This window comes from Gammaproteobacteria bacterium, assembly GCA_028819075.1.
Taxonomy (GTDB): domain Bacteria; phylum Gemmatimonadota; class Gemmatimonadetes; order Longimicrobiales; family Gaopeijiaceae; genus BD2-11.
Genome location: JAPPMM010000019.1, coordinates 91,457 through 110,605, shown reverse-complemented (window position 1 = coordinate 110,605; position 19,149 = coordinate 91,457). Strand labels below are relative to the sequence as shown.

General features: G+C 69.3%; 16 protein-coding genes, 1 tRNA gene and 2 pseudogenes. 7 read left to right on the top strand and 12 right to left on the bottom strand.

Going from position 1 to position 19,149, the window contains the following annotated elements; all coding sequences use genetic code 11:
- The first annotated feature begins 10 nt into the window (after positions 1 to 10).
- The 3 genes and pseudogenes from OXU32_05000 (at position 11) to OXU32_04990 (ending at position 2,316) form a co-directional block, all read left to right on the top strand.
- Complete coding sequence (locus OXU32_05000) at positions 11 to 544, top strand: MogA/MoaB family molybdenum cofactor biosynthesis protein (protein MDE0073325.1); 534 nt, start codon at positions 11 to 13, stop codon at positions 542 to 544.
- A gap of 296 nt (positions 545 to 840) precedes the next feature.
- A pseudogene (locus tag OXU32_04995) lies at positions 841 to 1,401 on the top strand (sigma-54 factor interaction domain-containing protein).
- A 771-nt stretch (positions 1,402 to 2,172) separates the two neighbouring features.
- Positions 2,173 to 2,316, top strand: a pseudogene (locus OXU32_04990) (helix-turn-helix domain-containing protein).
- Between the two features lie 16 nt (positions 2,317 to 2,332).
- Here the strand turns inward: OXU32_04990 and OXU32_04985 are convergent.
- The 8 genes from OXU32_04985 to dnaK all read right to left on the bottom strand — a co-directional run bounded on the left by OXU32_04985 (position 2,333) and on the right by dnaK (position 10,685).
- The gene (locus tag OXU32_04985) at positions 2,333 to 2,947 is read right to left on the bottom strand and encodes a hypothetical protein (GenBank protein ID MDE0073324.1); all 615 of its coding nucleotides are present in this window, start codon (positions 2,945 to 2,947) and stop codon (positions 2,333 to 2,335) included.
- Between the two features lie 50 nt (positions 2,948 to 2,997).
- On the bottom strand, positions 2,998 to 3,594 hold the full coding sequence (gene yihA, locus OXU32_04980; protein MDE0073323.1) for a ribosome biogenesis GTP-binding protein YihA/YsxC: 597 nt from the start codon (positions 3,592 to 3,594) through the stop codon (positions 2,998 to 3,000).
- A gap of 20 nt (positions 3,595 to 3,614) precedes the next feature.
- The gene (gene clpX, locus OXU32_04975) at positions 3,615 to 4,868 is read right to left on the bottom strand and encodes an ATP-dependent Clp protease ATP-binding subunit ClpX (protein ID MDE0073322.1); all 1,254 of its coding nucleotides are present in this window, start codon (positions 4,866 to 4,868) and stop codon (positions 3,615 to 3,617) included.
- A gap of 40 nt (positions 4,869 to 4,908) precedes the next feature.
- Positions 4,909 to 5,529: an ATP-dependent Clp protease proteolytic subunit gene (locus OXU32_04970; GenBank protein MDE0073321.1), complete on the bottom strand. Its 621-nt coding sequence runs from the start codon at positions 5,527 to 5,529 to the stop codon at positions 4,909 to 4,911.
- Positions 5,530 to 5,556: 27 nt separating this feature from the next.
- A complete protein-coding gene (gene tig / locus OXU32_04965; GenBank protein ID MDE0073320.1) occupies positions 5,557 to 6,819 on the bottom strand; it encodes a trigger factor in 1,263 nt (420 codons plus the stop codon).
- 67 nt (positions 6,820 to 6,886) lie between these two features.
- Positions 6,887 to 6,969, bottom strand: a tRNA-Leu gene (locus OXU32_04960).
- Between the two features lie 80 nt (positions 6,970 to 7,049).
- On the bottom strand, positions 7,050 to 8,579 hold the full coding sequence (locus OXU32_04955; GenBank protein ID MDE0073319.1) for a trypsin-like peptidase domain-containing protein: 1,530 nt from the start codon (positions 8,577 to 8,579) through the stop codon (positions 7,050 to 7,052).
- Positions 8,580 to 8,756: 177 nt separating this feature from the next.
- Complete coding sequence (dnaK, locus tag OXU32_04950) at positions 8,757 to 10,685, bottom strand: molecular chaperone DnaK (GenBank protein ID MDE0073318.1); 1,929 nt, start codon at positions 10,683 to 10,685, stop codon at positions 8,757 to 8,759.
- Positions 10,686 to 11,234: 549 nt separating this feature from the next.
- Between dnaK and OXU32_04945 the strand changes: the two genes are divergently transcribed.
- Together OXU32_04945 and OXU32_04940 are read left to right on the top strand one after the other, a co-directional pair.
- Positions 11,235 to 12,509: a NupC/NupG family nucleoside CNT transporter gene (locus tag OXU32_04945; protein MDE0073317.1), complete on the top strand. Its 1,275-nt coding sequence runs from the start codon at positions 11,235 to 11,237 to the stop codon at positions 12,507 to 12,509.
- Positions 12,506 to 13,369 carry a purine-nucleoside phosphorylase gene (locus tag OXU32_04940; protein ID MDE0073316.1) on the top strand — a complete coding sequence of 288 codons (864 nt, stop codon included), beginning with the start codon at positions 12,506 to 12,508 and terminating at the stop codon, positions 13,367 to 13,369. Before OXU32_04945 ends, OXU32_04940 begins: the two co-directional genes overlap by 4 nt.
- A 6-nt stretch (positions 13,370 to 13,375) precedes the next feature.
- Here the strand turns inward: OXU32_04940 and thiD are convergent, their stop codons facing one another.
- Positions 13,376 to 14,206, bottom strand: coding sequence for a bifunctional hydroxymethylpyrimidine kinase/phosphomethylpyrimidine kinase (gene thiD / locus OXU32_04935; GenBank protein ID MDE0073315.1), 831 nt, complete (start codon positions 14,204 to 14,206; stop codon positions 13,376 to 13,378).
- Between the two features lie 173 nt (positions 14,207 to 14,379).
- Here thiD and OXU32_04930 point away from each other — a divergent pair, with 173 nt between their 5' ends.
- Entirely contained in the window at positions 14,380 to 15,162 is a 783-nt protein-coding gene (locus OXU32_04930) for an RNA methyltransferase (protein MDE0073314.1), read from the top strand.
- Positions 15,159 to 16,208, top strand: a complete 1,050-nt coding sequence (locus OXU32_04925; GenBank protein MDE0073313.1) for a prepilin peptidase — start codon at positions 15,159 to 15,161, stop codon at positions 16,206 to 16,208. Before OXU32_04930 ends, OXU32_04925 begins: the two co-directional genes overlap by 4 nt.
- Here OXU32_04925 and OXU32_04920 read toward each other — a convergent pair.
- From OXU32_04920 to OXU32_04910, 3 genes are all read right to left on the bottom strand, one after another.
- On the bottom strand, positions 16,201 to 16,731 hold the full coding sequence (locus OXU32_04920; protein ID MDE0073312.1) for a gamma carbonic anhydrase family protein: 531 nt from the start codon (positions 16,729 to 16,731) through the stop codon (positions 16,201 to 16,203). The two genes, OXU32_04925 and OXU32_04920, sit on opposite strands and share 8 nt — an antisense overlap.
- A gap of 4 nt (positions 16,732 to 16,735) precedes the next feature.
- A complete protein-coding gene (locus OXU32_04915) occupies positions 16,736 to 17,986 on the bottom strand; it encodes a hemolysin family protein (GenBank protein MDE0073311.1) in 1,251 nt (416 codons plus the stop codon).
- 100 nt (positions 17,987 to 18,086) lie between these two features.
- Complete coding sequence (locus OXU32_04910; protein MDE0073310.1) at positions 18,087 to 19,103, bottom strand: MoxR family ATPase; 1,017 nt, start codon at positions 19,101 to 19,103, stop codon at positions 18,087 to 18,089.
- Between the last annotated feature and the right edge of the window lie 46 nt (positions 19,104 to 19,149).

The window sequence follows — 19,149 nt, the reverse complement described above, 5'->3', positions numbered from 1 at the left end:
GGCCCATGAGGTGACCGGCGACCCGACAACCCCCCGCCCCCTGACCGTGGCGATCCTGACGGCCAGCGACCTCGGTGTCCGGGGTGAGCGCGCCGACACCAGCGGGGACGCCATCGAGTCGTGGTGCCGGGCGCGCGGGTACGAGGTGGTCGCGCGCACGGTCGTCCCGGACGAGACCGCCGCCATCGTGCCGGTGCTCCTCGACTGGTCCGACCGCCTGGACGCGGACGTCATCCTTACCACCGGGGGAACCGGCTTCACCGCCCGCGACGTCACCCCCGAGGCCACCCTGGCGGTGCTGGACGGGGAGGCTCCGGGTCTCGCCGAAGCTCTCCGGGCGCGGGGCGCGCTCAAGACCCCCTACTCGAACCTGTCGCGGGGCGTGGCCGGGTTCCGTGGGGGGACCGTGATCGTCAATTTCCCCGGCAGCACCGGCGGCGTGCGCGACGGGCTCGAGATCCTCGACCCCGTCCTCGAGCACGCCGTCGAACTCTCGCGCGGCACCTCGGTCTCGCACGCCCCCCGCACCTCCGCATCCCCGTGAAGGACACGGTCCTGATCAGCACCCACCACCTGCCCACCGCGGGTGCGCTCCGGGGCGCCTTCAAGTCGTCCGGCTACCGTGTGGAACTGGTCACCCCGCGCGAGGAGCTGGACCCGGGCGCCGGCGTCCTGCTGGTCCTCACCGACGCCCTGGCCGAATCGGCGGGAGAGCTCGCGGCGCAGGCCCGCGACCGGCTGCACGTCCCGGTGTTCGGGGTGGCCGCGCCCGGCCGCGAGCGCGAACTCGGCGCCCTCGGCCTGGCGGAGACCTTCGCCTCCTCGGCCGACCCGGACGAGGTGCTCCTCATCGCCCACACCCTGCTGGAACGGCGCCGCCTGCAGCGGCTCACCGGGATCGTCGGGGAAACCGACGCCATCCGTGAGGCGCTGGAGCGCGTCGTGCAGATCGCGCCCGTCGACTCGACGGTGCTCATCACCGGCGAGTCGGGCACCGGCAAGGAACTCTTCGCGCGGGGGGTGCACGCGCTCTCGCCCCGCCGGCATAAGGCCTTCATCGCGGTCAACGTGGCGGCGCTCTCCCCTACGGTGCTCGAGAGCGAGCTCTTCGGCCACGAGAAGGGCGCCTTCACCGGTGCCATCGACTCGCGCCGGGGGCTCTTCGAGCTGGCCCACCGGGGCACCATCTTCCTGGACGAGATCGGCGAGATACCGCCCGCCATCCAGACCAAGCTCCTGCGCGTGCTCGAGCAGAAGGAGTTCCTGCGCGTGGGGGGCGAGGCGCCCATCCGGGTCGACGCGCGCGTGATCGCCGCGACCAACCAAGATCTTCGCCACGAGGTGGCAGCGGGACGATTCCGCCGCGACCTCTACTACCGCATCAACGTCCTGCACATCGAGCTGCCCCCGCTGCGCCGCCGCCAGGCCGACATTCCCCGCCTGGTGGAGGCTTTCGTCGCGGAGGTGAGCGCCCGCAACGACCGCCGCTTCGCGGGCATCAATGCCGACGCCATGCGCATTCTATGCGAGTATGCCTGGCCCGGGAACGTCCGCGAGCTGCGCAACCTGGTGGAGAGCATGGTCGTGCTCTCCCCCGGCAGGGAGATCGGCCCCGACGACATCCCAGCCCAGGTGCGCTCCCCCGGCTCGTCGCCCCTGCTTCCCGTCCCCACGCCGGGTCCCGGGCCCGGGGAAGGAGATTCCGGCCAGCTTCGCCCGCAGCTCGAGTTCGTCTTCCGCACCCTGGTCGAACTGCGCGTGGACATGGACGACCTGCGCCGGGAATTCGAGGCCTACCGGCAGGAACACCGCTTCGACGAGGCGCTGCTCCCCGAGGAGACCGGCCGCGTGGAGATCGTCGCCCCGCGCGTCGACGCCCCCGCCACCGGGCTCGACCAACCTCCGCCCGCAGAGCCCGGCCAGGCCACTGAAGCGGCGATCCCCGTCCTCGACGCCCCCTCCGGCCACGACGCTTCCACCGCCCCCGCGGCCGGCGAATCCCCGGATGAAGCCCCCGCGACGGACCGCCCTCCCGACCATGCCGCGGAGCCCGACCAACCCCCCGCCCCTTCGCCCGCCGCCTCGGAGGACGCCTCCGAACCCGCCGAACGACCGCCCCAACCGGAACCGCCGGAACCCGCGGCCCCGCCCGGCGGCATCGTTCTGCAGCCGGGCATGACCTTGGAGGACATCGAGCGGCAGGCCATCCTGGCCGCGCTCGAGAAGGTCGACGGCAGCCGCCGGCACGCGGCGCGCCTGCTCGGCATCGCCGAACGAACCCTGTACCGGAAGATCCGCCGCTACGGCCTCGAGTAACGCCGCAGCGCCAGGGCTACCAGCCCCCCGCCCGTGCCCGCACCTTCGCGCGCTCGGCTTCCAGCACGGTCAGAATCCGCTGCCAGCCGGCGTTGCGCGCGTCCCTGTACTCGATCTCGAGGTCGAGGTCGAGGTTGATGAAGGGGCTGAAGGCGTAGATCGCCATCTGCGTTTCCTGCTGGTCCAGCCGCTGCACGCCCCATCCCGGGGTGATCGCCTGAATGGCCAGCGGCCGTTCGCGAATCCCCTGGTTGACGATATTGATGTCCTCGGGCTGGTAGGTGACGTCGGGCTGGTAGCTGAACACCGACACCAGGAAGAGCACCGGGTCGGTCGACCGCGTCTGGAATTCGAGCGTCTCGCGGTGCGCGGCGGCCAGCGCCGAGAGGCGGGCGTGGGTATCGGGTGCGGTGAGCCGCGTCACCTCCTCTGCCAGCGGGGTGGCCTTGATCAGCAGATCCTGGGAGCGGAGCGAGAGCGACACCTCGTCCTGCAGCAGGGTCCCGAAGCCGGCCGGAACCAGGTCCTCCTCCTCGGGCTCCTGCGCGGCGGCCGGCGTAGCTAACGCGGCAAGGCATGCCAGCGCCACGATCCACCGGCGGCCTGGGGTTGCCATATCCTGGTCGCGCATGGATCGTCCTCCTGCCCTGAGCCCATGTGGGCGTCCGCGCGCCGCGGACCTCAGCCGCCGGCGTCCAGCAGACCCCCGATCGCGCCCAGGAGCTCGTCCCGCCCCTCGCCGGTGCGCGCGGACGACACCACCAACTGGTCCCTCGACACCGCAAGCTGCTCGCGCAGGCGCGCGATCCGCTGCTCCCGGGCGCTCTTTCGCGTCTTGTCGATCTTGGTGACTACGATCAGGGCGGGCAAGCCGACCTCACCCAGCAACTCGACCGCGGCGAGGTCCGCGGGCGCCGCATCGCGGCGGGCGTCGATCAGGAGCACCACCCCGGCCAGCTCGCGACTTCGCTTCAGGTAGTCGCGCACCAGCCGCTGCCAGCTCTCGCGCAGCGTGCGCGACACCTTCGCGTAGCCGAAGCCCGGAAGATCGACCAGCACGAAGCGGTGGTTGACGATGTAGAAGTTGAGGGTCTGGGTCTTCCCCGGGCGCGCCGACACGCGCGCCACCTTCTTGCGCGTGCGCCGGAGGAGGAGGTTGATGAGCGATGACTTGCCCACGTTGGAGCGGCCCCAGAAGGCGACGTGGGGCAGCTCGGGCGCGATCGACACGCCGGGATCGACGTGGCTGCCCGCGAACTCGACGCTGCGAATGATCATGGGTTCTCGCGGGTGCTTCCTCAGGCCTCCTTCTTCTGCCGCTCCCCTTCGAGCACCAGCAGGGGAGGGGTCCCCGAGATGACCGATTCGACCGTGATCACAATCTCGCGCACGTCGTGCCGCGACGGCACCTCGAACATCACGTCCTGCATCACTTCCTCGAGCACCGCCCTCAGCCCCCGCGCTCCCGTGCCCCGGTCGGCAGCCTTCTTCGCCACCTCGCGCAGTGCCTGGCGATCGAAGGTGATCCCCACGTCCTCCAGCTCGAACATCTTGCGGTACTGCTTGACCAGGGCGTTCCTGGGCTCCTCGAGGATCCGCACGAGGTCGTCCTCGTCGAGTTCCGAGAGGCCTACCGAGACCGGCAGCCGCCCCACCAGCTCGGGGATGAGCCCGTAGCGCTGCAGATCCTCGGGCTCGACCAGCCTGACCAGATCGTCGCGGTTGCGGTAGTCGCCGGTGCCTTCCGCGGAACTCTTGCCGAAGCCGATGCGCCGCTGGCCGATGCGCTGCTCGACGATTTCCTCCAGCCCGTCGAAGGCGCCGCCGCAGATGAAGAGGATGTTGCGGGTATCGACCTGCAGGTACTCCTGCTGCGGATGCTTGCGTCCGCCCTGGGGGGGCACGCTGGCGACGGTGCCTTCGAGGATCTTCAGCAGCGCCTGCTGCACACCCTCGCCCGAGACGTCCCGGGTGATCGACGGGTTCTCGGACTTGCGCGCGATCTTGTCGAGCTCGTCGACGTAGACGATCCCGCGCTCGCAGGCCGTGATGTTGAAGTCGCTGGCCTGAAGCAGGCGCACCAGGATGTTCTCGACGTCCTCGCCCACATAGCCCGCCTCGGTCAGCGTGGTGGCGTCGGCGATGGTGAAGGGCACCTTCAGGATGCGCGCGAGCGTCTGTGCCAGCAGCGTCTTGCCCACGCCCGTGGGCCCGACCAGGAGGATGTTCGCCTTGTCGATCTCGACATCGTCGATCTGCCCCTGGTGGTTGACGCGCTTGTAGTGGTTGTAGACCGCGACCGCCAGCGCCCTCTTGGCCTCCTCCTGCCCGATGACGTATTGGTCGAGGGCCGCCTTGATCTCCGCGGGCACCATGGTGGGCACCACCACGGACACCGCCTCGCGCTCCTCCTCTTCTGCGAGAATCTCGTTACAGAGCGAGATGCACTCGTTGCAGATGTAGACCTGAGGCCCGGAGATGAACTTCTTGACGGAGTCCTTGGTCTTTCCGCAGAAGCTGCAGCGGGGGAACTTGTCGCTGGTCGTGGGCACGCGTCTGCTCGGTATGCGGTGTCAGGATCCGGGTGTGTTGCTATTCCTCAAGGCGCACGTCCCTGGCGGCTTCTTCTTCCCGGCCCACCAGCACCCGGTCGATCAGGCCGTATTCGCGCGCCTCGTCGGGGCTCATGAAGCGGTCGCGGTCCACGTCCTGCGCGATCTTGTCCATCGGCTGCCCGGTGCAGTCGGCGAGGATGCCGTTGAGCCGCTCACGAATGTCGAGCACCTCGCGGGCGGCGATCTCGATGTCTGCCGCGGTGCCCTGCGCCCCAGTGGACGGCTGATGGATCATGATGCGCGAGTTGGGCAGGGCGCTGCGCTTGCCGGGCGCTCCCGCGGCTACCAGGATCGCGGCCATCGAAGCCGCCATGCCCACGCAGTAGGTGGAGACCGGTGCCCGCAGGTGCTGCATGGTGTCGAAAATGGCGAGTCCGGCGTAGACGCTCCCGCCGGGTGAATTGATGTACAGATAGATGTCCCGCTCGGGATCCTCCGCGTCCAGAAAGAGCAACTGGGCCAGAATGACATTGGCCACATTGTCGTCGATATGTGAGCCCAGGAAGACGATCCGGTCCATCAGCAGGCGGCTGAAGATGTCGTAGCTTCGTTCTCCGCGGCTCGTCCGCTCGATGACGTACGGAGGAAAAATAGGCATCGGGTTTTCGTTCTCCGTTGGTCCGGCTCAGTCGGCTTGGATGATCTCGGACTGCTGTTTCAGGAATTCGAACACCTTTCCTTCGGTGATCTCTCGCTCCAGCGACTCCATGCGCCCGTTCCGGCGCAGCTGGGCCTCCACCGTCTCCGGCTGCACGGCGTTCCTGCGCGCGATCTCGTCGACCCGCTCCGACACCTCGAGCGGGCTGGCGACCAGGTCGTTGGCCCGGGCCAGGCTCTCCACCGCCAGCATGGTGCGAACCGCCCTCTCCGCGCGCGGACGGATGGCGGCCTTCATCTCCTCCACCTTCTCGGGCGGCGTGTCCTCGGGTCCTTCGCCGGCCACCGCCTCCAGGTACCGGTCGACCATGGAGCCGGGCGCGTCGAAGGCGTTCGCCTCCAGGACAAACTCCATGAGGCGTGCCCGGACCACCTGTTCCGCCTGGCCTGCGGCGTTCTGCTCCAGGTCCGCCCGGACCTTGTCCTGGAGATCGTCGAGGTTCGGGAAGTCAAGGCTGGCCGCGAAGTCGTCGTCCAGTTCCGGCAGGTCGAGAACCTTTCGGCTGACGAGCCGGATGCGCAGGCGCTCTTCCTCGCCCCGCCGCTCCTCGTTGGGAAAGTCGTCGGGGAACCGGACCACGAAGTCTCCCTCCGTTCCCACTTCCAGTTGCTCGATTGCGCGCTCCACATCCGGAATCGCGTCGCCCTCGCCCAGAATAAACTCGTAGTCCCTCGCTTCGGCGTCCTCGCGGTCCAGTTGCAGGATGTTCACCCCGACCGCGTTGCCCGCGTCCGGGAGCCCGGCCTCCAGCGGACGCCAGGCGCCGTTCTGCTGGCGCAGGCGTAGCAGGACCGCCTCGACTTCCGCGTCGCCGACCTCCACCGCCGGCCTCTCCACCACGAATCCGCCGCTGCGCTCGATCTCGATCCGGGGCTCGACGTCGAACGAAATCTCGAAGAAGAGGTCCTCGCCCGGTTCGCTCCGCACCGCGCCCACTTCGGGATCGCTGATGGGCCGCAACTGCTCGCTCTGGATGGCCGCCCGGGTCGCCTCGTTCAGGAGCGTCTCCAGCGTTTCCTGCTCGACGGCGGCTCCGTAGCGCTGCTCGAGCACCCTCGCCGGAATCCTGCCCTTGCGGAAGCCCGGCATGCGTGCCCGGCCCGAGACGCTGCCCATCACGCGGGCGCGCTCGCGCCCGACGATGTCGGCGGGAACGGTGATGGCGAGGTCCCGCCGCCAGCGTTCGCCCTCGGTGACGGATACGCGCAGGCGCGAGGGATCGATGGTCAAGGGTCGAGGCTCGTCATGGCTGTGTCAGGTCCGCTTCGGCGAGCGAAGTGCGACTTCGCGGACAGGATGCGAAAGGGGGGACTCGAACCCCCACGGCCCGGGGCCACGGGATCCTAAATCCCGCGCGTCTACCAATTCCGCCACTTTCGCGGAAACCCCGGGTCCGGGCGGAGTTCTCCTCCGCAGCATCCCCGAAGCTGGTACAAACTTAGCGGTTCCCCCGGAACCGGTCACTCCGGCATGCGGATGTTGATGAAGCGCTGCCCGCCGGTCATCGGATTGGCCAGGACCAGCGTGACGATTTCCCCGGGCTCCACCTCGGCCAGCAACTCCGTGACTTCATCCGCGGACTCCACCTGCCGCCGGTTGATGCGTACCAGAAGCTCGCCGGCCCGGACGCCGCGCCGGGCGGCGGGACCCATGCGGGTGACGCCGCTGATGAGCACGCCCTCGTCGATGCGGAACTGATAGCGGCGGGCCACCTCCGGGCTGTTGTCCACAACCTCGATTCCCAGCCTCTCCTCGGCACGCGTCGTCGGCTCGGGCGCCGCAGCGGTGGCGGTTTCGCTGAGCGGAGACTGACCCAGTTGCGCCTCCGTCTCCTGCCGCCGGCCATCACGGTAATACGCGATGCGCACCCGGTCTCCCGGCCGTTTGCGCGCTACCAGCTGCTGCAACTGGTTCGAGTAGTCGACGGGGTCGTCGTCGATGGCGACGATCACGTCCTGCGGCTGCAGCCCCGCTTCCTCGGCCGGCGTGCCGGTGACGTCCTGAACCAGCGCGCCGCTCACTTCGGGCAGCTGGTAGACTTCGGCGTCCTCGGGTCCCACCGGCCCGATCTGCACGCCCAGGAAGGCGCGCCGCACCGCGCGGTATTCGATGAGATCCTCCATCACCCTGTGCGCAAGGCTGATCGGAATCGCGAAGCCGTATCCCTGATAGTAGCCGTCCCCGCTGGCGATCGCGGAATTGATGCCGATCACCTGCCCGTCGAGGTTGACCATGGGGCCCCCGGAATTCCCGGGGTTGATGACCGCGTCGGTCTGGATGAAGTCCTCGATCGCGTACTGGGCGGCTTCCTGGGACTCGGGGTCGTTGCGCAGCTCGTTGCCGATGATGCCCAGCGGCCGACCCTTGAAGCTGACGATTCCCGCCGTCACGGTATGGTTGAAGGACGTCGGTCCCCCGGCCGACCGGAACCCCGGGTTGCCCACCGCCAGCACCCACTCTCCCACTCGAACTCCGTCGGAGTCGCCCAGGCTGAGCGTCGGCAGATCGCTTCCCTCCACCTTGATCACCGCGACGTCGGTGGTGGGATCACCGCCGATCAGCGTCGCCTCGAAGGTGCGCCGGTCCTCCAGCTGGACCGTAATCTCGTCGGCGTCCTCCACCACGTGGTTGTTGGTCAGGATGTAGCCGTCGTCCGAGACCAGGAATCCACTGCCGCTGCCGGTGCGCGGCTCGGGGTCCGGCGTCCCGAACCAGTTGCGGAAGGGGTCGTTGCTGGTGGCCCGAACCGTGCGGCGGGTGGTAATGCTCACGACCGCGGGCGTGACCACCTCGGCCACTCGTACGAAGGATTCGCTCAGGTCGCGCGCCGGCTGAACCGCCTCCGCGGGCACCTGGGGGGCGACCGAGATCGCGGGGGTTGCGACCGCGTCCTGCGTCCATCCCATCCCCGAGGCGACGCCCACGCCGACCAGGAACGCGAGGGCGACGTAGAAGAGCACTCTCATCTTGATTCTCAGGGGATCGAACATGCCTGGCCTCCTGTGGTATCGCTGCAGCCGGCGCGAGGGATGCTGACTGCTGCTACCCATCCCCGCGCCACCGGTTTCTCCTTGTCCGTGTGCACCCTTTCGATGCGCCGCGCCGCGCCAGAGTTGTCCCGGCGGGGACATGGTCCCGCGCGGCGCGCCACGGAGTCGCCGGAGGGCCTATTTCTCCTCGTCGACGATCTCGTAGTCGGCCTCGATGACGTCATCGTCCTCGGCCGCCCCGTTCCCGGTTCCGTCGCCGGTCTCCTCGTCGTCGGCATCCTCGGCCGCGCCGGCTTCGGCGGCCTGCGCCTGGTACATCTCCTGGCCGGCCGCGCTGAACGCCTGCATGAGCTCGTCGCGGGCCGAGTTGAGCGTTGCCAGGTCGTCGCCCTTGAGCGCGTCCTTCGCCTTCGAGAGCGCCTCGTCGAGCCGCTCGCGCGTCGCCTCGCCCACCTTGTCGCCCCACTCGCCAGTGTCCTTCTCCACCTGGTAGACCAGGGAGTCGAGGTGGTTGCGCGCCTCGATCTTCTCCTTCTGCTCCTCGTCCTCGCGGGCGTGCTTCTCGGCGTCGCGCACCATGCGGTCGATCTCGGCGTCGGAGAGCCCGCTCGAGGCCTCGATGCGGATCTTCTGCTCCTTGCCGGTGGCGCGGTCCTTCGCCGAGACGTTCAGGATGCCGTTGGCGTCGATGTCGAAGGTCACCTCCACCTGCGGCATGCCGCGCGGCGCGGGGGGAATGCCGGTAAGCTGGAACTTGCCGATGGTCTTGTTGTCCAGCGCCATCTTGCGCTCGCCCTGGAGCACGTGGATCTCCACCGTGGTCTGGTTGTCCTGCGCGGTCGAGAACACCTCCGACTTGCGCGTCGGGATGGTGGTGTTTCGCTCGATCAGCGGCGTCATGATCCCGCCCAGGGTCTCGATCCCGAGGGAAAGGGGAATGACGTCCAGCAGGAGCACGTCCTTGACCTCGCCGGCCAGTACGCCGCCCTGGATGGACGCGCCGATGCCCACCACCTCGTCCGGGTTCACGCCCTTGTGCGGATCCTTGCCGAAGAACCTGCGCACGATCTCCTGGATCTTCGGGATGCGCGTCGAGCCCCCCACCAGGATGACTTCGTCGATGTCGTCGGGGGTCAGGCCGGCGTCCTTGAGCGCGGCTTTCATCGGCGGGATGGTGCGCTGCAGCAGGGCGTCCGCCAACTGCTCGAAGCGTGCGCGCGACAGAGAGTAGTTCAGGTGCTTGGGGCCTTCCCGGGTCGCCGTGATGAAGGGCAGGTTGATGTCCGACTGCATCGTCGAGGAGAGCTCCATCTTGGCCTTCTCGGCGGCCTCCTTGAGCCGCTGCAGCGCCATGGAATCCTTTGACAGGTCGATGCCCTGCTCCTTCTTGAACTCCGTCACCAGCCAGTCGATGATCACCTGGTCGATGTCGTCACCGCCAAGGTGGGTGTCGCCGTTGGTGGCCTTCACCTCGAAGACGCCGTCGCCGAGCTCGAGGACCGAGATGTCGTAGGTGCCGCCGCCCAGGTCGAAGACCGCGATCTTTTCGTCCTTCTTCTTGTCCAGCCCGTAGGCGAGCGCCGCCGCGGTGGGCTCGTTGATGATGCGGCGCACCTCGAGCCCCGCGATCTTGCCGGCGTCCTTGGTGGCCTGGCGCTGGGCGTCGTTGAAGTAGGCGGGGACGGTGATGACCGCCTGGCTGACCTTCTGGCCGAGGTAGTCCTCCGCGGTCTGCTTCATCTTCTGGAGGATGAGCGCGGAGATCTCCGGGGGGTTGAAGGTCTTGTCGGCGTTGGGGATCCGGACCTGCACCCGCCCCCCGGCGTCGCTGGTGACCTCGTACGGGACCAGCTTGCGCTCCTCGCTGACCTCGGAGGACTTGCGGCCCATGAAGCGCTTGATGGAGAAGATGGTGTTCTTCGGGTTGGTGATGGCCTGCCGGCGGGCCACCTGGCCGACCAGACGCTCTCCGTCCTTGGTGAACGCCACCACCGACGGCGTCGTGCGCCCTCCCTCCGCGCTGGGGATTACGACCGGTTCGCCGCCCTCCATGACCGCGACCACCGAGTTGGTCGTCCCCAGATCGATGCCGATGACCTTGCTCATCTGTGCTCCTTGAATGGTTGTGGGTCCCCGGTTTACCGGGTGTCGCCGGGTGTGGAGCAACGTTCGTGCCCCCGTGCCGGGCCGGAGACCTGACAAAATGGCAGACTTTTCCGCCGGGACCTGACAGAATGGCAGACTTCCCAGGCCGGTCAGCGCGGTTTTCGGGCGGTCGGGTTATCATGAGCCTCGCGCTTGAGCCTTGTGCCACCAAACAGCCCACGGATCCACCATGCCTTCCACGCCTTCCGTCTCCCGTGGTCCGAGCTCCTTCGTCGCCGCGACCGTTTCCGACGCCCGGGTGGCCCCATGAGCCGGGCGCCTGCCGGACCTCGAGCCGGTCCCGGACCCGCGCTCCGGATACTGTGGGTAGTGTGCCTGCTTCTTGTCGGAGCCGGTCTGGCAGCTGCCTCGCCGGGCGCGGGCGGGGCGGCGGACGTGCCGGCAGCGGCGGAGGCGGCCACCGTCCAGCAGGGTCCGGGACTCGGGATATCGATCGCGTCGGAGGGACTGGACACCTCCTTGCCCGAGCGCCTGAGGTCGCTGCTCGGCATGCTGGCGCTGGGCGGGCTCGCGTGGGTCTTCAGCGTCAACCGGGCCGCCATCCCGTGGCGGGTCGTGGCCTGGGGGGTCTCGCTCCAGCTGATCTTCGCCTTCTTCATCCTCAAGACCGCCGTCGGGCTGGCGATCTTCCAGGGGGCCAACACGGTGGTGGTGGGGCTGCTCGGGTACACGCTCGAGGGAGCACGCTTCATCTTCGGCAACCTGGTCGACAACAACATCCCCATCGGCACCGGCGAACCCGGCAACGGCGACTTCAACCCGATCCCCGGACAGGTCGCCAATCCGGGGGCCTACGTGGCCTTCACCGTGCTGCCCACCATCATCTTCCTGGCCTCCCTCATGACGGTGCTGTATCACCTGGGCGTGATGCAGTTCGTGGTGCGGGGGATGGCCTGGGTCATGCAGCGCACCATGCGCACCTCCGGCGCCGAAACCCTGTCTGCGGCGGGCAATATCTTCGTGGGCCAGACCGAGGCCCCACTCCTCATCAAGCCCTTCGTCGAGAAGATGACGATGTCGGAGCTGAACGCCGTGATGACCGCCGGCTTCGCGACGGTTGCGGGCGGGGTGATGGCGGCGTACGTCGGCTTCCTCATCTCCTATTTCCCGGACATCGCCGGGCACCTGATGGCCGCGTCGGTCATGTCCGCTCCGGCCGCGCTGATGTTGGCCAAGCTCATGTACCCGGAGGACGGCGAGCCCGAGACCGCGGGCCGCCTGGTCACGAGCGTCGAAAAACCGGACGTCAACGTCATCGACGCGGCGGCGCGCGGGGCGGGGGACGGGCTCCGCCTCGCCCTCAACGTGGGCGCCATGCTGCTTGCCTTCGTGGCGCTGGTCTATCTGATCAACGGGCTGATGGGATGGGCAGGAGGGCTGGTCGGCCTGCCCGATCTCACCCTGCAGTCCGTCCTGGGGCTGGCTCTGGCGCCGCTGGCCTGGCTCATGGGAGTGCCCTGGGCCGACGCCGCGGAGGTGGGTTCGCTGATGGGGATCAAGACGGCGCTCAACGAGTTCGTGGCCTACGTCGAACTCGCGGGCCTGCTCGGAGAGGGTTCCACCCTGCACCCGCGCTCGGTGGTGATCGCCACCTACGCACTGTGCGGCTTCGCCAACTTCTCCTCCATCGCCATTCAGCTCGGCGGCATCGGCGGGCTGGCGCCTTCACGCCGGCAGGACCTCTCCCGCATCGGGCTGCGGGCGATGGTCGGGGGGGCGCTCGCCGCCTTCATGACGGCGACCGTGGCCGGGATGATCCTGTGACGCCGGGCGTGGGGCCAGGAGACGACTTCGAAGCGGTGGTGGAGGCGCTGCGGGCGCGAATCGCCACGGTTCCGAAAGTACATCTGCTGCTCGGTTCGGGGCTGAGCGGACTCGAACGGCTGGTCGAGGTCGAGGAGATCGTGCCGTTCGCGGAGATTCCCGGCCTCCCGTCGGCCGGGGTCGCGGGTCACGCGGGCCACTTCCTTTTCGGGCGTTGCGAGGGAGCGCCGGTCGTCGTGCAATGCGGGCGGCTGCACTTCTACGAAGGTCACCCACCGTGGGTGATCGCGGCCCCGGCCCGCATCGCGGCCGCGATGGGCGTGCGGAGTTCCGTCGTTACGGCAGCGGTGGGGGGTGTGGACCGGCGGCTGCGCCCGGGCGGCCTGATGTTGATCGACGACCACATCAATCTGCTCGCGCGCACGCCGCTGCCGCCGCCCGCGCAGGCGGGCGATGCGAACCCGTTTCCCGACATGAGCGCGCCCTACGACCAGGAGTTGCAGAAGGCCGCGCTCGAGCAGGCGGCCCGGCTGGGCGTGCGTCTGGCGCGGGGCACCTATGCGGCCCTGCTCGGCCCCAGCTTCGAGACGCCCGCCGAGATCCGCATGGTCGAGCGGATGGGCGGGGACGTGGTGGGCATGTCGGTCGTACCCGAGGTGCTCACCCTGCGCGCCCGCGGCGTGCGGGTGCTGGCCTTCGCCATGGTCACCAACATGGCGTGCGGGGTGGGAATGGCCCCGGGGGCGGAGGGCGCGGACGCCATCTCGCATGACGAGGTTCTGGAGGTGGGAAACCGGGCGGGTGCGGTGCTGGAGCGGGTGATCCGGGGAATGCTGGCGGGCGGCGCGTTTTCGGCCTGACGGAACTCAGTCGCGGCCGGTGCGCGGCCCGGCGAAGTGGTTGATGGGGCCGCCCCCCGCCCCCAGTCCCGGCGCGGAGGCGATCGCGCGCGCGACGAAGTCGATGGCTGCGTCCACGGCACACGGGAGCGGTGCTCCGCGCGCCAGGCCGGCGGCCACAGCTGCGGAAAGCGTGCAACCGGTGCCGTGCACGTGACGGGTCGCGATGCGCGGGCGGCGCCAGATGCGCTCCTCATTCCCGTCCCAGAACACGTCCGCAGCCTCACCGGAGGGCAGGTGGCCGCCCTTCACCAGCGCCGCGCGCGACCCCATCTTGACCAGGTGCCGGGCCGCCGCCTTCATCGCCGCGAGCGATGCGACCTCCTGGCCGGTGAGCAACTCCGCCTCGTGCAGGTTGGGCGTCACCAGCGCGGCCAGCGGGACCAGGCGGCGGGCCAGCGTGGCTTCGGCGTCGGGTTGGAGCAGGCGATGACCGCTGGCGGCGACCATGACCGGGTCCATCACGAAGGCGCGCAGTTGGTGGGCGGCGATGGCCTCGGCGACGGTGTCGACCAGTTCGCCGGTTGCCAGCATGCCGGTCTTGAGGGCGCGTGGATGAAGATCCGCGGCGACCGCGTCGATCTGCGCGCGCACCACCTCCGCCGGAACGGGGTGGACTGCCGTCACCCCGAGGGTGTTCTGGGCGGTGATGGCGGTCACCGCCGAGGTGCCGAACACACCGAAGGCGTGGAAGGTCTTGAGATCCGCCTGAATGCCCGCGCCGCCGCCGGAGTCGCTTCCCGCTATGGTGAGTGCGACCGGCAGCGAGCCGGGGCCTGTTTCTGGTGCAGTGGGCATGGGACGGTGGCGTGGGTCGACTACGGGGGGCCGTGGCGCGGCCCCGAGGCCGGCGCAGGCAAAGATAATCCCCTTGGGGAGGGATGAGCAGCGTGGAGAGGGGATGAGCAGAGGGAGAGAGGCGTGAGCAGGCGGAGAACGATGAGCGATCCCTGCGCCGGTGAGGCGTTGACGTGACGGGTTCCCGCCAGCGGGTGCTGAGCAAGCGCAGGACGCGGATGCTGGCGCGGCTCGGGAGCGCCCGGGGGCGTGTCCGCGAGGGGTTTGTGCTGGTGGAAGGGGTGCGCGCGGCCGCCGAGGCACTCGCCTCCGGGGTGGTCGTGCGCTTCGTGGTATGTTCGCGCGCGCTTACGCGCTCGTCCGCCGGCGAGGAACTGCTCGCGGAACTGGAGGCGAGGGGGCTGACGCCGGACTGGGTGGGGGAGCGCGAGATGGCGGCCTTGTCCGCGACCTCCAGCCCCCAGGGCATCCTGCTGGTTTGCGAGGAGCCGTCGACCACGCTGGCGACGGCCGCCGCTACGGAGGCCCGCCTCTTGGCGCTGGACGGCATCCAGGATCCGGGCAACCTGGGTACTCTGGTGCGTACGGCGCGCGCGTTTGACCTCACGGGCGTGATTGCTCTCGACGGGACGGTGGATCCCTGGAACGCCAGAGCGGTGCGAGCCTCGGCCGGGAGCGTGTTCCGCATTTCGGTGGTGCGCGCTCCGTGGACCGAGGTGAGCGCCCGGGCCGCCGGCGCGCAGGTGATCGTGGCGGACGCCGCCGGACGGGACGCGGCCAGCCTCTCCGTCAAGCCGCCGTGGATGCTGGTGGTCGGCAACGAGGGCGGGGGTGTGCGCGCGGAGATCCGCGAGGCGGCGAACGCTTGGGCAGCGGTGCCCATGGCCGGGGCGGCCGATTCGCTCAACGCGGCGGTCGCGGGCGCGATCGTGCTCTACGCGCTTACGCGCCGATGACCGATCCGGTAGTGCTCGCCCTTGTCGGGCTGGTCGGCCTGGCGCTCGGGTCTTTCCTCAACGTCTGCGTGGCGCGCTGGCCGCGCGGTGGTTCGGTTGTGGGGCCGCGCTCGGCGTGCCCGGCGTGCTCGGCGCCGATCCGCTGGTACGACCAGATCCCGGTGGTGAACTGGTCCCTGCTGCGCGGCCGCTGCAGAAAGTGCGGTGCCCGCGTCTCCCTGTCGTATCCGCTGGTGGAGACGGCCGGCGCCGCAATCTGCGTGCTCGTCGTCCTGACCCGCGGTATGAGCCTGGAGGCGGCCGCCGCCGCCTTCTTCCTGCTCGTCCTGCTGGGCATCGCGCTCACCGACGCGCGCTTCTACCTGATCCCCGACCAGTTCTCCCTGGGCGGCGCGGCGGCGGGCCTGGCGCTCTCGCTCGCGCCGGGAGGAATCGCTCCCGGCAGTGCGACCACGGGGGTGGTGGTGGGGTTCGGGGGGATGTGGCTGGTGGGCGCGGCGGGCACCTGGGTGCTCGCGCGCGCTCGTCCCGGCCGGCTGGAGGAGGCCGGCCGGGAACACGCCCGGGGCCGCCGGCGGGCTCGTGGCGCACGGGGGGTGCGCGTCCTGGCGAGGCCGCGCGGCCAGCTGGCGGCGCTGCTGCCGACCCTTCCCGTGATGGTGCTGGTCGGATGGTGGTTCGGGCCGGTCGGCGTAGCTGCGGCGGTGGCGGCCTGCGCGGCCGGATTGGCCGTCCTGGTCGCCTGGGTGGAGGGATTGGGCGAGGACGCGGACTCCACCGCGCCCGTGACCCCGGGAGCCGTGCTGGGAGGAGGCGACGTCAAGATGATGGCGCTGGTGGGTTCGTTCACCGGCCCGTGGGGCGCGGTTCTGACCGTATTCCTGGCAGCCCTCGCGGGTATCCTGGCCTACCTCAAGCTGCGGCTGCTGCTGAGAACCCGCCACCTGGTTCCCCTCGGCGTGTTCCTGGCGGTCGGCGCCACCATCACCCTGTGGTGGGGTGACGCCCTCCTCGCCTGGTATCTGCGGCTGTCCGGGCTCACTTGAGGCCCAGCTCCTCCATGTACCGCCGCGACAGCCGCACGTAGTGGCTGCCTCCTCCTTCCACCCAGCGCGCCGACGCCCCCTCAAGGGTCTTCCTGATCCGCCCGGGCACGCCCGCGACCAGGCTGTGCGCGGGGATGTCGGCGTCCTCGAGCACGACGGTTCCCGCCGCCAGGACGCAGCCCGCGCCCACCCGCGCCCCCTGCAGGATGACGGCGTTCATGCCCACGACCGTGTTGTCGCCGATCTCGCAGCTCTCGAACTTCGCGCCGTGGCCGACGGTTACGTCCTCGCCAACCACCGTGGGCCCCCAGTGGCCCACGTGCACCACGCAGTTTTCCTGGATGTTGCTGCGTGCGCCGATGACGACGCCGTGCTCCGGATTGTCCCCCCGCAGCACCGCGCCGAACCAGATGCTGGCCTCCTCTCCCACCGTAACGTCGCCGATGAGGACCGCCGTGGGAGCCAGGAAGGCGCTCTCGGCGACCTTGGGGGTGTGCCCGTTGAAGGACAGAATCAACGCCATTCCCCTATTCGCCCTCGCCCCCGGGAGAGGGCACCTTGCGCAGCCGTGCGCGCAGGATCTGGGTTTCGGAGGCCTCCACGATCCGGATATCGACGCCCGCCACCACCACAACCTCGTCCGGGGCGGGCACGTGGCCCAGCCTTTCCACCAGAAACCCGTTCAGCGAGCGGTGCTCCAGGTGGGGCAGGGAGACGTTCATCGCGTAGTTGATCTCGCGCAGTTCCGTGGAACCCTCGACGATCGCTTCCGTGCGCGAGACGCGCACGATGGCCTCGGACGCGGGATCGGTTTCGTCGACGATCTCGCCGACCAGCTCCTCGAGCAGGTCCTCCAGGGTTACGAGACCATCGGTGCCCCCGAACTCGTCGGCCACGATGCCCATGTGGATGCGCCGGCTCTGGAAGTCCCGCAGCAGGCGCGTCAGAGGCAGGGATCCGGGGACGAAGAAGGGCTCGCGCGAGAGCTCCGACAACCGTTCGTTCGCCTGCCCGCCGGAGTGGGCGGCATAGGCTTCGCGCACATAGAGAATGCCGGTAACGTCGTCGATCGAGTCGCCGTACACCGGCACCCGCGAGTACGGCACCTCGGGCAGTTGTTCGATGATGTCGCCGAGGGTCAGCGAGTCGCTCCAGGCGAAGATGGACACGCGTGGCGTCATCACGTCCCCGGCCGTGGTCTCGTCCAGGCGAAAGGCCCGTTCCGCCAGTTCGTGCTCCTCGGGCATCACGACGCCTTCCTCCTGACCCAGTTCGGCCAGTTCGCTCACCTCGCGCTCCTGGGCCGAACGGCCTTCATCGCCCGGCCGGTGGATCCAGTAACGAGCGAATCGCCGCACCGGGTAGAGGAGCGGACGCGAGAGCCGTTCGAGCAGGAGCAACGCGGGCGCGCCGAGAAGCGCCAGGCGAACCGGCCTGGCCTGGGCCACGGCCCGCGGCACCAGCTCTCCCGAGACCAGAACCATGCCGACGGCCACGACGGCGGAAATCACCAGGGATCCTGCCCCGACCCGGGCGGACGCTCCCACCCACAGCGCGGCGGCACCCGCGTTGAATACCGTGTCGAAGAGCACGTAGGAGTCCAGGAACCGCCCCGGCTCCTCCCGCAGCCGCGACAGCTTGTCGGCCTCCTGGAACCCCTCGTCCACGAGCGTGCGGATGCGCGATTCACCCACCGTGACGCACGCGGTCTGGGCCGCGGTCAGGAGCGCCGACCCGACCACCAGCAGGAGCCCGAGACCCAGCAGGATCGTAGTCAAGGGAGGTCTCCCGTCCACGGGAAACCGGCCGCCGATCCGACCCGCGCGGGCCGGCTCCGCCGGCCTGACGGAGGCTCGGAAGCGCTGGTACTGCTGGGATCTACCTCCACTGGCGGCTCTCCTCAAGCAGCTCGCGAATGATGTCGTGCGTGCCGCGGCCGTCGGCTTCCGCCTCGAAGTTCAGCACCAGGCGATGCGCCAGCACGTCGGCCGCCACGGCGCTCACGTCGTCGATCGACGGCATTGCCTCGCCGTTCATCGCGGCGCGCGCCTTGGCGCCCAGCACGAGAAACTGGGAGGCGCGCGGCCCGGCTCCCCAGCTCACGTACTTCCTCGTGACGATGGGCGCTTCCCGAGAGGGGCGGGTCGCGCGCGCGAGACGGACCGCGAAGGAGATGAGCGCCGGCGAAGCGGGCACGCGCCGCACCAGGTTCTGGAGCTCGATCAGCTCTCCCGCGGCAACGACGGGCGAGATGAGGCCGTCGTCGGCGCCGGTGGTCCTCATGGCGATCTCTTCCTCCTCCCGCTGATCGGGATAGCCGATCCGCAGCTCGAGCATGAAGCGGTCAAGCTGCGCTTCCGGAAGAGGATACGTGCCCTCCTGCTCGATGGGATTCTGTGTCGCCAGCACGAAGAACGGAGGAGCGAGGGGCATGGTTTCGCCCGATGCCGTGACCGCCCGTTCCTGCATGGCCTGCAAGAGCGCCGCCTGGGTCTTCGGCGGTGCCCGGTTGATCTCGTCCGCGAGCACCACGTTGGCGAAAATGGGTCCGCGCACGAAGCGGAACACCCGCCGCCCGGAAGTCCGGTCCTCCTCGATCACCTCGGTGCCGGTGATGTCCGTGGGCATCAGATCGGGCGTGAACTGGACGCGGCCGAACTCCAGGTCGAGGGCGTCGGCGAGGGTCGACACCAGCAGCGTCTTCGCGAGTCCCGGCACGCCCACCAGGAGAACGTGTCCGTTGGCAAGCAGGGCCGTGAGAAGCCCGCCCACGATCGCCTCCTGACCCACGATGCGCTTCGCGACTTCGTTCCGCAGCGCCTGCGTGACCGTGCCGACCCGATCGAGCAACAGCAGATCCCGATCGTCCACCATCGTGTTCTCGAGCGTTCTCATGTGAGGCTGCAGCTCCGGGTTCGAATCGAGGAACGGGCGGCGGATG

Coding starts and splice junctions, on each gene's coding strand:
- OXU32_04985 (MDE0073324.1), bottom strand. CDS start 2,947: ATGCGCGACCAGGATATGGCAACCCCAGGCCGCCGGTGGATCGTGGCG.
- yihA (MDE0073323.1), bottom strand. CDS start 3,594: ATGATCATTCGCAGCGTCGAGTTCGCGGGCAGCCACGTCGATCCCGGC.
- OXU32_04970 (MDE0073321.1), bottom strand. CDS start 5,529: ATGCCTATTTTTCCTCCGTACGTCATCGAGCGGACGAGCCGCGGAGAA.
- OXU32_04955 (MDE0073319.1), bottom strand. CDS start 8,579: ATGTTCGATCCCCTGAGAATCAAGATGAGAGTGCTCTTCTACGTCGCC.
- dnaK (MDE0073318.1), bottom strand. CDS start 10,685: ATGAGCAAGGTCATCGGCATCGATCTGGGGACGACCAACTCGGTGGTC.
- OXU32_04945 (MDE0073317.1), top strand. CDS start 11,235: ATGCTGGCGCTGGGCGGGCTCGCGTGGGTCTTCAGCGTCAACCGGGCC.
- thiD (MDE0073315.1), bottom strand. CDS start 14,206: ATGCCCACTGCACCAGAAACAGGCCCCGGCTCGCTGCCGGTCGCACTC.
- OXU32_04925 (MDE0073313.1), top strand. CDS start 15,159: ATGACCGATCCGGTAGTGCTCGCCCTTGTCGGGCTGGTCGGCCTGGCG.
- OXU32_04920 (MDE0073312.1), bottom strand. CDS start 16,731: ATGGCGTTGATTCTGTCCTTCAACGGGCACACCCCCAAGGTCGCCGAG.
- OXU32_04910 (MDE0073310.1), bottom strand. CDS start 19,103: ATGAGAACGCTCGAGAACACGATGGTGGACGATCGGGATCTGCTGTTG.